Origin of the sequence: Streptomyces sp. NPDC001851 (assembly GCF_040297165.1) — a bacterium.
In the GTDB taxonomy this organism is placed as follows: domain Bacteria; phylum Actinomycetota; class Actinomycetes; order Streptomycetales; family Streptomycetaceae; genus Streptomyces.
In genome coordinates this window covers 144,724-159,384 of sequence record NZ_JBEOYR010000010.1, presented here as the reverse complement: position 1 = coordinate 159,384, position 14,661 = coordinate 144,724, and the positions used below count along the sequence as shown (strand labels likewise).

At 73.5% G+C, this 14,661-nt stretch carries 13 protein-coding genes; 6 read left to right on the top strand and 7 right to left on the bottom strand.

The annotated features are described in order from the left end of the window. Window positions 1–76: 76 nt before the first annotated feature. Window positions 77–2,314, bottom strand: coding sequence for an ABC transporter permease (locus tag ABT171_RS17045; protein WP_351244409.1), 2,238 nt, complete (start codon window positions 2,312–2,314; stop codon window positions 77–79). Next, on the bottom strand, window positions 2,311–3,021 hold the full coding sequence (locus ABT171_RS17040; protein WP_351244407.1) for an ABC transporter ATP-binding protein: 711 nt from the start codon (window positions 3,019–3,021) through the stop codon (window positions 2,311–2,313). The genes ABT171_RS17045 and ABT171_RS17040 overlap by 4 nt, the downstream gene beginning before the upstream one ends. A gap of 445 nt (window positions 3,022–3,466) precedes the next feature. On the opposite strand from ABT171_RS17040, the gene ABT171_RS17035 reads away from it, so the two are divergent. Further along, window positions 3,467–3,871, top strand: coding sequence for a hypothetical protein (locus ABT171_RS17035; RefSeq protein ID WP_351244405.1), 405 nt, complete (start codon window positions 3,467–3,469; stop codon window positions 3,869–3,871). Between the two features lie 79 nt (window positions 3,872–3,950). On the opposite strand, the gene ABT171_RS17030 is transcribed toward ABT171_RS17035, so the two are convergent. Beyond that, the gene (locus ABT171_RS17030; protein WP_351244403.1) at window positions 3,951–5,087 is read right to left on the bottom strand and encodes a glycerate kinase; all 1,137 of its coding nucleotides are present in this window, start codon (window positions 5,085–5,087) and stop codon (window positions 3,951–3,953) included. A 165-nt stretch (window positions 5,088–5,252) separates the two neighbouring features. Here ABT171_RS17030 and ABT171_RS17025 point away from each other — a divergent pair, with 165 nt between their 5' ends. From ABT171_RS17025 to ABT171_RS17015, 3 genes are all read left to right on the top strand, one after another. Beyond that, a complete protein-coding gene (locus ABT171_RS17025) occupies window positions 5,253–6,374 on the top strand; it encodes an ADP-ribosylglycohydrolase family protein (RefSeq protein WP_351244401.1) in 1,122 nt (373 codons plus the stop codon). After that, complete coding sequence (locus tag ABT171_RS17020; RefSeq protein ID WP_351244399.1) at window positions 6,358–6,852, top strand: NUDIX domain-containing protein; 495 nt, start codon at window positions 6,358–6,360, stop codon at window positions 6,850–6,852. The genes ABT171_RS17025 and ABT171_RS17020 overlap by 17 nt, the downstream gene beginning before the upstream one ends. 201 nt (window positions 6,853–7,053) lie before the next feature. Continuing rightward, entirely contained in the window at window positions 7,054–7,818 is a 765-nt protein-coding gene (locus ABT171_RS17015; RefSeq protein WP_351244397.1) for an SIR2 family NAD-dependent protein deacylase, read from the top strand. Here ABT171_RS17015 and ABT171_RS17010 read toward each other — a convergent pair. Then, on the bottom strand, window positions 7,799–8,248 hold the full coding sequence (locus ABT171_RS17010) for a hypothetical protein (protein ID WP_351244395.1): 450 nt from the start codon (window positions 8,246–8,248) through the stop codon (window positions 7,799–7,801). The two genes, ABT171_RS17015 and ABT171_RS17010, sit on opposite strands and share 20 nt — an antisense overlap. A 102-nt stretch (window positions 8,249–8,350) precedes the next feature. Here ABT171_RS17010 and ABT171_RS17005 point away from each other — a divergent pair, with 102 nt between their 5' ends. Further along, window positions 8,351–9,310, top strand: a complete 960-nt coding sequence (locus tag ABT171_RS17005) for a D-2-hydroxyacid dehydrogenase family protein (protein ID WP_351244393.1) — start codon at window positions 8,351–8,353, stop codon at window positions 9,308–9,310. Between the two features lie 71 nt (window positions 9,311–9,381). Here ABT171_RS17005 and ABT171_RS17000 read toward each other — a convergent pair whose 3' ends face one another. The 3 genes from ABT171_RS17000 to ABT171_RS16990 form a co-directional block, all read right to left on the bottom strand. Beyond that, window positions 9,382–9,891: a methylated-DNA--[protein]-cysteine S-methyltransferase gene (locus tag ABT171_RS17000; protein WP_503075525.1), complete on the bottom strand. Its 510-nt coding sequence runs from the start codon at window positions 9,889–9,891 to the stop codon at window positions 9,382–9,384. 40 nt (window positions 9,892–9,931) lie between these two features. After that, window positions 9,932–11,410 carry an AlkA N-terminal domain-containing protein gene (locus ABT171_RS16995; protein WP_351244391.1) on the bottom strand — a complete coding sequence of 493 codons (1,479 nt, stop codon included), beginning with the start codon at window positions 11,408–11,410 and terminating at the stop codon, window positions 9,932–9,934. A gap of 144 nt (window positions 11,411–11,554) precedes the next feature. Further along, on the bottom strand, window positions 11,555–12,421 hold the full coding sequence (locus ABT171_RS16990; RefSeq protein ID WP_351244389.1) for a methylenetetrahydrofolate reductase: 867 nt from the start codon (window positions 12,419–12,421) through the stop codon (window positions 11,555–11,557). A gap of 196 nt (window positions 12,422–12,617) precedes the next feature. Between ABT171_RS16990 and ABT171_RS16985 the strand changes: the two genes are divergently transcribed. Continuing rightward, complete coding sequence (locus ABT171_RS16985) at window positions 12,618–14,561, top strand: aminotransferase-like domain-containing protein (protein WP_351244387.1); 1,944 nt, start codon at window positions 12,618–12,620, stop codon at window positions 14,559–14,561. Window positions 14,562–14,661: the final 100 nt, after the last annotated feature.

The window sequence follows — 14,661 nt, the reverse complement described above, 5'->3', positions numbered from 1 at the left end:
GTACTGGGGCTTTCGGCCGGTGCGGCGAGAGTGCCTGCCGGGCGTCGCGACGGGGCGAACGCTGCCTGTGGGGGCACTAGGCCCGCCAGTCGCGTGCCTGCCGCCCGGCGATCCGAGCGGCCCACAGCCCCATCACGACGGACACGGCGAGCACCATGGTGATGGCGGCCGCCATGAGGCCCCCGGGGACGAAGTAGGCCAGTCCCGGCCTGGCGACCGGTCGTGCGGTCCAGGCGGCGATGGCGCACCCCGCCAGCGCGGCGAGCGCGAGGGGGGCGACGATCGCCCAGGCCGCGCTGCTGCGAAAGACGCGGTATCCGCCGGTCAGCACGGTCAGCGGTGCCAGCGCCCGGCCCTGGCGCAGGAACTCGGCTTTGCCGCTGAGGCCGATGGCGAGCACGAGGATTCCCGTCCCCAGCACACCCAGGAGCCGAATCCAGCGGCCCTGCTCCCGGTCCGGAATGCTGTCCGCCAGCCACTCCTCCCCGGGGTAACGGACCTGGGCCCCGCGGGGGTAGGCCCGGTAGGAGGCTTCCTTGAGGGCCGCGACGGCGGGGGCGCCGCCATCGGCTCGCACCACCGCCAGGGTGTTGGCGCTCGGCACGGCCTGCTCGGCCAGCTCGGCCTGGCCGGCCCGGACCACCTTCAGATAGGTGCCGCCCTCCGTGTCCCAGTGGAGCAGCTGCTGCAAGCGCCGGTCGAGAGCGACATCGACGCGGGCCGGGGTGGGCGAACACGGCAGCCGAAGGCTTTCCAGGGCTACGCATCCTCCGCTGATCGTGATGGGGCCGTCGCCGGGGGTGCGGGGAGGCGCGATGACGACAGCCGCATGGCCCTCTGGGACGGACCTGAGATAGGCGGCGGCCTCCCGGCTGGAGACCGCCCCCCTGGGCCCGATCTCGGCCACGTTCCTGTCGACGGCGCTGAGGAGCTCCTCCATCTTGGCGTGGTAGGTCCCGATCACGGCCTGCCAGGCGAGGGCCTGCATGAAGACGATCAGCGCAACCGTCACAGCGGTCACCAGCCGGGCCGTAGCCGCCGGGTGGTGGCACATGCGGCGGCCGGCGATCAGCGCACCGGCCCACCCGCGCCGGCGCCCGGTCCGTTCCAGGCTTCCCCCGAGCTTTGCCACGACGACTGCCGCTCCGGCCGGCAGGGTGAGGACGACGAGGGCAAGGCCGATCCAGCTGATCCATGTCCGGTACTGCGTATTGTCGCCGGCGAGTTCCGGGCCCCGGCTGGCGAGCAGGATCGCCGGCACGCAGAGAACCGCGAGGTACCGGTGTCGGCGTGACCTGCTCGCGCCAGCGGGCCGGGTCCCCTCGGCCCGGCTGGACATCTGATCGCTGACGACGGCAAGAGCCAGCGCCGTCACCATGACGGCCGCCGGAGTCAGCAGGACCGGCCAGCCGTGCTGGCGCACATCGGCGGATGACATGACGTAGCCGACGAACGGGACCCGGATGTCGACGAACGCGGCCACGGCGAAGAACGGAGCCGCCGCGAAGGCTCCCCACGTCACCGGTCGTATCGCCTCGCCCACGGCGATCAGGGCGCGGTCGCGCCTCAGTCCTCCCAACGCGTCGACCAGGGCGCCTCTGCGGTCACGGCCATGCGCCCCCACACGGAGTGCGGTGAACAGGAGCACGAGACCCGGAACGAGCAGCAGGCCGATGACCAGGCCCTGGAACATCCACTCGGGCTTGTCGTTGTCACGCCCCATTCCCGGCTGCAGGCCTTCGGCCGGGATGCCTGCCTTCGGCCCGAAACCGACCACGGCCTCGATCGGCGCCTCGGCCTTCATGCCCTTGGCGGGACGGACGTAGGCGAGCCACTCTCCAGGGTCGTCCAACCCCTCCTGCCCGATCGTGCCCGCGAGCTTTCCGTAACGGTCGGCGATCCCCTCCGCGGCGCCGGCTTTCAGCAGAGCGGGCGACAGAACGGCCTCGCCCGGCCCCGGCCAGCGATCCACCCCTGGAGGAAGCGGGGCATGCGTGGTCGACGTCTGCGGCGCGATGAAGACGACGCTGAAGAGCCGCTTCCCCTTCAGCGCGTCCGAGCCGGCCAGCCACAGCGTGGCCCGGGTTGCCTGTGACGGCTCGGTCAGCCCGACCGGCGTCCTGGCTTCGCGCCGCAGCTCCTTGCCGGCATAGGTGGCGTGCACCATCGCCAGCAGGCCCAGGCACAGTGCGACCGCGAAGGCCGAGAGCGCCAGCGCCGCGGCCCTGGTTCCGGCCGCCTCCGAGCGTCGGCCCGCGTCACGCCCGATGCGCAGCAGCTGAAGTGACAGGCCGCTGTGTCTGCCCCCGCTCACGCCCGCACCGCCTCCGGCAGCCGGGCGGGAACCAGCTGACCGGCCTCGAGACGCAGCACCCGGTCAGCTCGTGCGGCGACCTCGACGTCGTGCGTCACCACCACCAACCCGCACCTGTGCCGACGAGGGAGATCGAAGAGCAGTTCCGCGATGCGAGCCGTGGCGTCAAGGTCGAGGGAGCCGGTGGGCTCATCGGCCAGGATCAGCTCGGGCGAGTTGATCAGCGCACGAGCCACGGCCGTTCGCTGATGCTCGCCTCCGGAGAGTTCCTCGGTCGTCTCGGCCGCCGGAACACCCAGTTCGTCCAGCAGTTCCTGTGCCTGGTGGTACCCGCCTGCGCGGTCGGAACGCGACAACAGCGCCGCCAGCGCCACATTGTCCAGCGGGCTGAGTTCGGGCAGCAGCTCCCCGAACTGGAAGACCGTGCCGATTGTTTCGCTGCGCAGCTTGGCGATCTGTCTGCCCCGCAGCTTCGTCACGTCCGCTCCGGTTACGCTGATGCTTCCGCCGTGCGGCTTGGTCAGACCGAGGATCGACGAGAGCAGTGTGCTCTTTCCCGAGCCGCTCGGACCCGTGATGGCCACTGACTCGCCGAGACCGACACTGAGCTGCAGGCCCTTGAACAGCGTCCGGTTCCGGACCGAGTAGTCCAGGTCCTGGATGTGGAGTACGGGGTCAAGTCCGGACCCGGTGTCGGAATTGCTCACGCGATGTGCCCTCGGGTAGTTGTTGCGGGCTCTTCCCGTGAGCATGCGACAGCGCCCCCGTGAATCGTCCCCCGTTGCACGAGAGAGGTCAGCCCCTCGCGACAGGTGCCGATATTAGGCCACGGTGCTCACCAGGCAAAGAAGGAGCCGGCACGCCCTCTCGGCTTTCACGCCGCACCGTAGAGACAAATCGGACCTAAAGAGCCCGATGGACTCGTGAGTGGCACATTTCTCTTTGCACTTGCCTTCCTTCGGCTTTGCCATATGATCTTGCACTGGTTCGCGAGGAAGGCCTTCCTCTCACTTCCATGGGGGATTCCACAACACAAGCCGCTGGGCGTGACCTGCCTTGCGTTGCTCCGCCATGGGCGCGTCATATCTGAAGGCCGTCATCGCATTAACCGCCAATCGCAGCCGTTGAGTTGCTGCGTCAAAGGGGAGAATCATGCAGATATCCAGGAACGCCAAGAGGGCGGCCGTGGCAGTTGTCCTGCTCGGTGCCGTCGCGGGGGTGTCGCCGGCCTTCGCCGACGCCGGCGAGGACGTGACGTCCAGGCTCAACAACCAGACGAACCCGAACGACCACATCTCTTACGCCTTCAGCTGGCAGTCGTCCGGCAACAAGAATGTCGGCGTGAAGGACGAGAAGGCGGACGGCAACGACGTCTACTCGGAGTTCGACCGCAAGAACACCAAGGGCCTGCGCCTCTGGAACAAGCAGGGTGCGGGTACGACCACGTGGAGCGACTCCTCCACGAGCAACTACGTTGTGAAGGTCACCGCCTGCGTGCACTTCGACTGGACCTTTGACAAGTGCGGCCCGGACGACCGGCCTGGCGACGGACGCTGATCACTGACGATCGTCCAGATCGTGCCGGGGCCCGGATGCTTCTCGCATCCGGGCCCCGCTCGCTGCGCTCAGGCGACGGTCAGGCCAGGAAGTCCCGGGCGATCCGCTCCGCGACCCGCTCCAGGATCGGCCCGGCATCCGCGATGCACTGGGCGACGTCGGGCTCGACGGACGTCAGCGGGTAAGCACGACCGATCCCGGCCCGCAGCAACGCCTCCTCCGGCAGAGCGAGCCGACCGCACACCGCGACGACGTCCTTCCCGGCGGCCCGAGCCGCCGCAGCGACCCCCGCCGGAGCCTTGCCGTGCAGCGTCTGCTCGTCCAGCGAGCCCTCACCGGTGACCACCAGAGAGGCCCGCTCCAGCGCGGGTGCGAAGCCGAGGACGTCCAGCATGACCTCGATGCCGGGCCGGAACCGGGCCCCCAGCAGCAGCGCGCCGTAGCCGATGCCGCCCGCCGCGCCCGCACCCGGCGCCGCCGCGTGCTCGGCGGCACGCGGACCCACGGCCGCCTCCAGCACCTTGGCGAAGTGGGCCAGCGCCGCGTCCAGGGTCTCCACGTCGTCCGGGGAGGCGCCCTTCTGCGGCCCGTACACCGCCGGCGCGCCCTTCGGCCCGGTCAGCGGATTGTCGACGTCGCTGGCGAGGACCAGCTCCACGGTCGACAGCCGCGCGTCCAGGCCGGACAGGTCCGCCCGCGCCAGACCGGCGAGCCCGCCGCCGCCCGGCGGGACCGGTTCCCCGTCCTCGTCCAGGAACCGCGCGCCCAGCGCCGCCAGCATGCCCGCGCCGCCGTCCGTCGTGGCGCTGCCGCCGACGCCGAACACGATCGTCCGCGCGCCCGCGTCCAGCGCGGCCCGCAGCAGCTCGCCGGAGCCGTACGTCGAGGCCGTCAGGGGCGCGAAGACGCCGACTGGCAGCCGCTGGAGGCCGCTCGCCTCGGCCATCTCCACGACCGCGGTGCCGCCGCGCAGCGCGAACGCGGCCGGCACCTCCTGGCCCAGCGGCCCGGCGACCCGGACCTCCCGCCGCTCGAAACCGGCCGCGACCGCCGCGTCCACGGTCCCGTCACCGCCGTCGGCCACGGGCAGCGCCTCGACCGCGAGGTCCGGCACGACCCGGCGCAGCCCGGCCGTCACCCGCTCGGCGACCTGCACGGCCGTCAGCGAGCCCTTGAACTTGTCCGCGGCGATGAGCACCCGACGGGTCTCGTTCACTGCAGCGTCCGCCACCTTGCTTTCCCCTTGCTCTCCGGGCCCCGCGCACGTCAGGGCCAGTCGCGCCGCTGCGACCTTAACCGGAGGAGACCCCGGTCGTCATGCCCCGACCGAAGGCTGGGAAGCGGCCGGGAGGAGCCCGGGGAAAACGGGTACACCCCAGCCATGACCAGCCGGCCCCCGCCGCCCGCCGCCCTCGCCGACCGCATCCACGGCGGCTGGCTCGGCCGGATCGCGGGCAACATGCTCGGCAAACCGGTCGAGCAGGGCGAGGTGTGGACCCGCGAGCGCATCGACCGCTATCTGCGCACGGCCGGGGCGCTGCCGCTCACCGACTACCTGCCCGAGCCCGCCGACGCGGCCGACGGCGCCGTACTGCGCCCGGAGTGGCGGGACTGCGTGCGCGGCCGGATCCACGGCAGCGTGCGCGACGACGACATCGACTACGCGATCCTCGGCCTGCACCTGCTGGAGACGTACGGCTTCGGCTTCAGCACCGAGCAGGTCGGCGACCTGTGGCTGCTGCGGCTGCCGTACCTGCAGACCTTCACGGCGGAACGGGCGGCGTACCGGAACCTCGCGAACGGTCTGAAGCCGCCGCTGACGGCGACGTACGACAACCCGTACCAGGAGTGGATCGGCGCGCTGATCCGCGCCGACGTCCACGGCTGGACCCGCCCCGGCGACCCCGCGGCCGCCGCCGGGCTCGCCCGGCGGGACGCGGTGCTGTCGCACACCGGGAACGGTGTGTACGGCGCCATGTGGGCGGCCGCGCTGATCGCCGCGGCGTTCACCGCCCCCACCGTGCGGGACGCCCTCGACGCGGCTCTCGGCGTGATCCCGGCGAGCAGCAGGCTCGCCCGTACCGTACGGCGGGTCATGACCCTCCACGAGACGCGGCTGCCCTGGGAGGAGACCCTGGCCACACTGTCCGCGGAGACCGCCGGACTCGGCTGGATCCATGTCGTGCCGAACGCCGCCGTCCTCACCGCCGGGCTGCTCTACGGTGACGGCGACTTCACCCGGACCATCGCGCTGACCGTGCGCGGCGGCCTGGACACGGACTCCAACGGGGCGACGGCCGGCTCGGTGGCCGGGGTCCGCACCGGCGCGGACGCGATCCCCGCCCAGTGGAAGGACCCGCTCCGGGACACGGTGCGGAGCGCGGTGTTCGGCTTCGACGGCGTACGGATCAGTGCGCTGGCGGAACGCACCGTGCGCCTGGCGACGGCCGCCCCGCAGCCGTACGGCGGCTGGTTACCCTTCCCCAATGACCACGACTGGTGACTTCGCCACGTACATCGCGAGCCTGCCCCGTGTCCTCGCCGGGGCCGCCGCGCTCTTCCGGGACGCCGGGGGCCGCGTGCTGCTGGTCGAACCGAACTACCGCGAGGGCTGGGCGCTTCCGGGCGGCACGATCGAGTCGGACGACGGGGAGACCCCACGCGCGGGCGCCCGCCGCGAGACGCTGGAGGAGATCGGGCTCGACCGGCCGCTCGGCCGGCTGCTGGCCGTGGACTGGGTGCACGGCGAGAGCCGGCCGCCCCTGGTGGCGTACCTCTACGACGGCGGTGTCCTCGCCGACACCGACCTCCATGCCATCCGCCTGCAGGAGGCGGAGCTGCTCTCCTGGCGCCTGGTCCCGCGCGAGGACATCCCCGCCCATCTGCCCGGCGCCGTCGGCCGCCGCGTCCTGACCGCCCTGGACGTCCTGGCGTCCGGCTCGGGCACGGCGGAGCTGGAGAACGGCCACCGGGTGGCATGACCGCCCCCTGCCGGGCCGACGACGACCGCGGCTGCCCGCGCCTGGTCCTCGCCGCGCCGCCGGCCCGGCTCACCCTCCTCGCCGGTCTCCTCTGCCGGGCGGCCCTGGCGACCCGCCCGTCGGGCACCTGGGACCACGACGCGGACGCCGCCGCCGCCATCCGCTCGCGGCTCCGCACCCGCCCGGCCTACCCTCGACGGCATGACCAAGCCTCTCGTGGCCGTGCTCAGCGGGGCCGGTATCTCCACGGATTCCGGTATACCGGACTACCGGGGGCCCAACGGGCTGTGGCGGAAGGACCCGGAGGCCGAGAAGCTCGTCACGTACGCGTACTACATGGCGGACCCGGACATCCGGCGCCGCTCCTGGCAGATGCGGCGGCAGAACCGCACCCTGCGGGCCGAGCCGAACGCCGCGCACCGGGCCGTCGCCGAACTGGAGAGGTCCGGCATCCCGGTGCGGGTGATCACACAGAACGTGGACGGACTGCACCAGCTGGCCGGGATGCCCGCCCGCAAGGTCCTCGAACTGCACGGCAGCGCGCGCAGTGTCGTCTGCACCGGGTGCGGGGACCGGGGGCCGATGGAGGACGCGCTCGCCCGTGTCGAGGCGGGCGAGGAGGATCCGGCGTGCCGTGCGTGCGGGGGCATCCTCAAGTCCGCCACCGTGATGTTCGGCGAGCGGCTCGACCCCGCGGTGCTGGGTGAGGCCGTCGCCATCGCCAAGGCCTGCACCGTCTTCGTCGCCGTCGGCAGCAGCCTCCAGGTCCAGCCCGCCGCCGGCCTCGTCGGCGTCGCCGCCGACCACGGCGCCCACCTGATCATCGTCAACGCCGAGCCGACCCCGTACGACGAACTGGCCCACGAGGTCGTACGCGAGCCGATCGGCACGGCGCTGCCCGGACTGCTGCGCCGCATCCGGTCCGAGAACAGCGCCCAGGACTCCCTCAGGAGGCGTCGCGGCTGAGGTGAGCCTCGTAGAAGTACTCGGACTCGGACACGATGACGAGTGCGTCCAGCGTCTGCGACAGGAACATCCACGGCTCCTCGATCGCCTCGCGGACCCGCGCCATCCACCCGCGTGCCGGAAGACGGCATTCCAGCCAGGGCAGGATCCCGAGATGACTGGCCACGAGGACGCGGCCGGTGACCCCCTGGGCGATCAGCAGCTCCTCGATCCACGTGTCGAGCTGCGCCGGCGGCGTGTCGTCGGGAAGCCGGTCGTACGGCTCCGTGCAGATGCTCCGGGACCGGCCGACCGACCTGCCCACCCATGCGGGCACCGCGTCGGCGAGCAGGGCACCTCCGCCGCGCAGCTCACCCAGGCGGTCCTCGGTCTCCGCCAGTGCGGCGGTCTCCCGGCGCTCCCTGAGCATCTGCTGCACCCTGCTTTCCACTGGCACCCTCCTGCGAGGCAAGATCTTCCCGGGGTGGCTGCGCCGGGCCGGGCGGCCGCCCATGACCGTGCTTCGCCAGCGCGATTCTCCGGGAGGAATGACATGCGATTCCGCTGCGCCCTGCTCGACGACTTCCAGAACGTGGCGGTCACCTCCGCCGACTGGTCGGTGCTGGGTGACCGCGTGGAGGTCGTCTCCTTCACCGAGCACCTCGCGGACGAGGACGAACTCGCCGCCGCGCTCGCCGACTTCGACTGCGTGGTGACCCTGCGCGAGCGGGTGCCGTTCCCGGCCGGCCTGCTGAACCGGCTGCCCCGGCTGAGGCTTCTGGTCGCCTCCGGAATGCGCAACTCGGTGATCGACTACGCGGCGGCGAAGGCGGGGGGCGTCACCGTGTGCGGGACGGAGAGCTCCGGCACACCTCCGGTCGAGCTGACCTGGGCCCTGTTGCTCGGGCTCGCCCGCGGCATCGTCGAGGAGAACAACTCCCTGCGCGCGGGCGGCCCCTGGCAGTCCACCGTCGGTGCCGACCTGCACGGCCGTACGCTCGGGCTGCTCGGTCTGGGCCGGATCGGCAGCCGGGTGGCGCGGGTCGGACTCGCCTTCGGGATGGAGGTCGTCGCCTGGAGCCAGAACCTCACCAAGGAGCGCGCCGACGAGGCCGGCGTACGCCTCGCCCCCTCCAAGGAGGACCTGCTCGCGGGCAGCGACTTCGTGTCCGTACACCTCGCGCTGAGCGACCGGACCCGCGGGCTGGTCGGCGCCGCCGAACTCGCCCTGCTCAAGCCGACCGCGTACCTGGTCAACACCTCGCGGGCCGCGATCGTCGACCAGGACGCGCTGCTCGCCGCGCTGCACGAGGGCCGTATCGCCGGCGCCGGCACAGACGTCTTCGACGTCGAACCACTGCCCGCCGGCCACCCGATGCGCAGCGCGCCGCGCCTGCTCGCCACCCCGCACCTGGGCTATGTGTCCCGCGCCAACTACGCGCGCTACTACGGCCAGGCCGTGGAGAACATCCAGGCCTATCTCGACGGCGCCCCGGTCCGGGTCCTCGGCTGACGTGCCGTCACGCCCTCCGGCGGGCCGCACCACCGCACCCCCGCCGGAGCCGTCCCCGCGTCGGCGGTCCGTCAGAAGAGGGCCGTTCCTCGTTCGAAGTCCAGCAGCCGGCGCTTGCGGTCCAGGCCGCCGCCGTAGCCGGTGAGGCTGCCGTCGGAGCCGATGACGCGGTGGCAGGGGACGATGATCCCGACGGGATTGCGCCCGTTGGCCAGGCCGACGGCGCGGGAGGCGCCGGGGCTGCCGAGCGCGTCGGCGAGTTCGCCGTAGGTGCGGGTCTCGCCGTAGGGGATGCGGCTGAGCTGAGCCCAGACGCTGCGCTGGAACGGCGTTCCCCGCAGGGCGAGTTCGACGGTGAACTCCGTCAGCTCCCCCGCGAAGTAGGCCGTCAGCTGCTCCTCGGTCGCGGCGAAGACGGCCGGCGTGTCGTCGCGCGGGCCGAATTCCTCCTCGGCCGGGCGGTGCCGCTGGCCGGCCATGTACAGCCCGCACAGGGCGCCGTCGGAGTCGGCGACCAGGGTGAGCGGGCCGTAGGGACTGTCGGTCACGGTGTGGCAGGCCACGGATGTCGCGGCTGTCATGGCAGCCACGGGTGTCATGGGAGTCACGGGTACAACCTTCTTATACCGGGAGGAAGTTGATCGGGTGGCTGTCGGTCGCCCACAGGTACTGCACCGCGTACGCCCGCCACGGCCGCCATGCCCCGGCGCGGGCGGTGAGCGCGGCCGGGGTGGAGGGCAGGCCCAGCTCCCCCGCCGCACGCCGGATACCGAGGTCGGTGGGGAGGAAGGCGTCGGGGTCACCGAGGGCGCGCATGGCGATGACGTCGACGGTCCAGGGGCCGAGGCCGGGGAGGGCGAGCATCCTGGCACGGGCCTCGGACCAGTCGCTCTCGACGCCCAGGTGCAGGGTGCCGCCGGCGAGTTCGCGGACGAGGGTGGTGAAGGTGGTGCGCCGGGTGCGGGGCATCGCCAGCGTCCCGGGGTCGACGGAGGCCAGGGCCTCGGGGGACGGGAAGAGGTGGGTGAGGCCGCCCTCGGGGTCGTCCAGGGGCTTGCCGTGCGCGGCGACCAGGCGGGCCGCGTGGGTGCGGGCGGCGGCCGTGGAGACCTGCTGTCCGAGTACGGCGCGGACGGCGAACTCGGCCTCGTCGACCGTACGCGGCACGCGGCGGCCCGGGGCCTTGTCGACCAGGGGCGCGAGGAACGGGTCCGTGCGCAGGTGGTCGTCGACGGCGACGGGGTCGGCGTCCAGGTCGAGCAGACGACGGCAGCGGCTGATCGCCACGGTCAGGTCGCGCAGGTCGCTCAGGGTGAGGCGGCAGGCGATGTGGTCGGGGCGGGGGGTGAGGGAGACGATCCCGTGGCCGTACGGCAGGCGCAGCGTGCGCCGGTAGGCGCCGTCGCACCACTCCTCGACACCGGGTACGGCCGTGGCGGCGAGGTGGCCGAAGAGGTTGGAGGGGTTGAGCGGGGTGCGGAACGGCAGCCGCAGGCTGATTCCGCCCGGTGTGCCGGTCCCGTGCTCGGGCGCCCGGGTGCGCAGTTCGCTCGGGGACAGGGCGAAGACCTCGCGAACGGTGTCGTTGAAGGTGCGGATGGAGGAGAATCCGGCCGCGAAGGCGATCTCCGCCATGGGCAGCGGGGTGGTCTCGATGAGCAGCCGCGCGGTCTGGGCGCGCTGGGCGCGGGCGAGCGCGAGCGGTCCCGCGCCCAGTTCGGCGAGCAGCTGCCGCTCCACCTGGCGGGTGCTGTAGCCGAGCCGGGCGGCGAGCCCGGGCACGCCCTCGCGGTCCACGACGCCGTCGGCGATGAGCCGCATGGCGCGGGCGACCAGGTCGGCGCGCTGGTTCCACTCGGGGGAACCCGGGCTGGTGTCCGGACGGCAGCGCTTGCAGGCCCGGAACCCGGCCTGCTGGCAGGCGGCCGCGCTCGGGTAGAACGTCATGTTCTCCGGCTTGGGCGGGACGACGGGGCAGCTGGGCCGGCAGTAGATCCGGGTGGTCAGCACGGCCGTGAAGAACCACCCGTCGAACCGAGCGTCCTTGGACCGCACGGCGCGTACGCAGTGCTCCCGGTCGAGGTGGGTCGCTGTCTGCATGCCTCCAGCATCGGTCAGCCGGCGCACCGTCCGCTGGCGGAAATCCGACACCAGCGTCCGCCGGCCTGGGCCTCCCTAGGCCTGGCCTGCCTGGCCTGCCTGGCCTGCCTGGCCTGCCTGGCCTGCCTGGCCTGCCTGTGGGGCTTACCCGGTCTGCCGGAACCCGGCGACCCACTCGGCGGTGGTGCCCAGTCCCCCGAACGTGTAGAAGTGCACCTTCACCGCGCCGTGCCGCTCGGGGTCGTAGCGGCGGGCGAGCGCGTGCAGGAAGCGGTCCGGGCCGGTCGTGCCCATGAGGTTGGTCAGCGAGAAACCGTACTTGCGGGCGACGGAGGCGCTGGTCGCGACGCCGAAGCGGGTGGCGTAGCCGAGCAGCCGGCGCACGCCCGCCGGCCCGGGCACGCCGATGCGGACGGGCAGGTGCACGCCACGGGCACGGGCGGCCTCCAGCCAGGTGAGGACCGGGTCGGCGTCGAAGCCGAACTGGGTGATGACGTCGCCGCCGAACCGGTGCGCCCCGATGGCCGCCGCCTTGTCGGTGAGCGCCGACCACAGGGTGCGGTCGGCTATCGCGGGGTGGCCCTCCGGGTAGCCGCTGATGCCGACGTGGCGGACGCCGTGGCGCTGGAGCAGACCGGTGCGCAGGACGGCGAGGGCGTCCTCGTAGGGGCCCTCGGGGCGGGCGGGGTCGCCGCCGACGACGAAGACGTTCTCCGCGGTTCCGTCCGCGGACAGCCCGGCCAGGAACTCCTCCAGGGCGGCGCGGGAGGGCAGGCGGCGCGCGGAGATGTGCGGTACGGGGACGAAACCGAGCCGCTTGACCGCGCGGGCGGCCGCCAGCCGCATGCCGAGGTCCTCGCCGGCGAGGAAGGTGATGTTGATCCGGGTGCCCCGCGGGATGCTGCCCTGCGCCTCCTCCAGCCGCGACACGTCCTTGCCGGTCATCTCCAGGGAGAAGTCGTCCAGCAGAGCGGCACCGACGGCCGGGGGTGCGGTGAGAGCGGGTTTCATCGTGCTCCTCGTACGACGGCGTTCCTGACCTCGGCCGATGATGTCACGCGGGGGCGGAGCCGAGGCGGGGGGGAGGCAGCCGGGGCGGGGGGAGGCAGCGGAGCGGGAGGGGGAGGCAGCGGGGCGGGGCGCGGACGAGGGAGGCCGGTCGGCGGGTGCCGGGCCCCGCTCCGGCCCTCGTGGCAGCATCGGCAGGGTGAACGAGGGGACATCCACGCCCGTCACGGGCGAACTCCCGGGCCGCGGCTCGGACTTCCTGCAGCTGGCGGCCGGTGATGTGCCCGCCGGCCGGAAGGCGGAGTGGCTGGCGGGCCGGCTGCGGCAGGCGATAGCGGACGGCCGGCTCGCGGTGGGCAGCAGACTGCCGCCCACCCGGGTACTGGCCGCCGAACTCCGCGTCTCCCGAGGCGTGGTCACCGAGGCGTACCGGCGCCTCGCCGAGGACGGCCACCTGGAGGGCCGCCGCCGCGGGGGCACGGTGGTGGTCGCGGCCCCGATCCCTGCGGCGCCGTTCCCCCGGGCGCGGCGCGTCCCGGCGGGCGGGGCTCCGGAGTCCGGTGAGCCACCGGAGGGCCCAGCGCACCGGGGCGCGCCGCGCAGGCCCCTCCCCGGCACGTCCGCTGCACCGCCCGACCACCCGTCCGGACCGCCGGACACCGACGCACCCGGCACCGCGCCCACCGACCCGGCCGGCACCGCGTCACCCCCTCCTGCCCGGCCCCTCCCCGCCTCCGGGACACCGTCCCCTCACACCCCCGGGACGGCACCCCTCGCCCCGACCGACCCCGCACCCCACCCCACGTCCGGGACACCACTCCCTCACACCCCCGGCACCGCACCCCTCCACCCGGCCGACCCCGCACCCCACCCCACGTCGGGGGCGCCGGCGCCGCCGTCCCCTCGCGGTCCCGGTGCCCCGCCCTCCCGTGCGGCCAGCGTCCCGGCCCCTCGGGCACTCCGCGCCCCGCGCCCCGGCGTGGGCCACCGCTGTCCCGCCCCGCCGGCCCCGTTCGCCGGCGCCCCGGAGGGCGATGTCTTCGACGCGCTGCGGGACGCCCCGGCCCGCGTGGACTTCACCCCGGGGCGGCCCGACCTGGCGGCCTTCCCGCGTACCGCCTGGCTGCGTGCCGAGCGCGCGGTCCTGGCGGACCTGTCCGCAGAGCACCTCGGCTACGGCGACCCCCGCGGCGCCCCCGCGCTGCGGCGGGCCGTCGCCGAATGGCTCGCGCGGATGCGGGGCGTGCGGGTGGAGCCGGACGAGGTCCTGATCGTCGCGGGCACCGCCCAGGCGCTCACGCTGCTGCACCAGGTACTGCGGGCGGACGGCATCGGCACGGTCGCCGTGGAGGACCCCGGCTCGCTCGGGGCCCGCCGGCATCTGCGCAGCGGAGGCCTCGGCACCCCGCCGGTGCCGGTGGACGAGAACGGGGTGCGGGTGGACGCGCTGCGGGCGACCGGCGCCCCGGCGGTGCTGCTCACGCCGGCCCACCAGTTCCCGACCGGCGTGGTGACCAGCGGCGAGCGCCGGCGTGAGCTGCTGGGCTGGGCACGGGACGGCGGGCTGATCCTGGAGGACGACTACGACGCGGAGCACCGCTACGACCGCCCGCCGGTCCCCGCGCTGCGGGCCCTGCTGGCCGACCGGGTGTGCTACATGGGCAGTGTGTCCAAGCTGCTCGCCCCGGCGCTGCGCATCGGCTGGCTGGTCGCCCCGCCCCGCCATCGCGCGGCGCTGGTCGACGCCAAGCGGTTCAACGACCTGGGCAACCCGGTGCTGCCGCAACTGGTGCTCGCCCGGCTGATGGACTCCGGTGACATGGAGCGGCGGCTGCGGCTGGCGCGGCGCCGGCACCGCGAGCGCCGCGACGCGATGATCGCCGCCCTCGCCGAGCACCTGCCCGGCGGGACCGTGCACGGCGCCGCCGCCGGCCTGCATCTGACGGTCACGTACCCGGCGGACGTACCCGACACCGAGGTGGCCGCCGCCGCGCTGGCACGGGGTGTGAAGTGCCAGCCGCTGTCCTGGCACCGGCAGTTGCCCGGCCCGCCGGGGCTCGTGCTGGGCTACGCGGCCACCGCTCCGGGAGCGATCGCCGAGGGCGTGGCCCTGCTCGGCGGAGCCCTGCGTGCACTGTCCTGACCGGACGAAACCCTCTCTGCATTCATCGCATTGACACAAAATGCCGGCGGAGGACGACGGTCGCCGACGGCCTGCCGGCGGGCGTCTCCGCCGTGGCGCT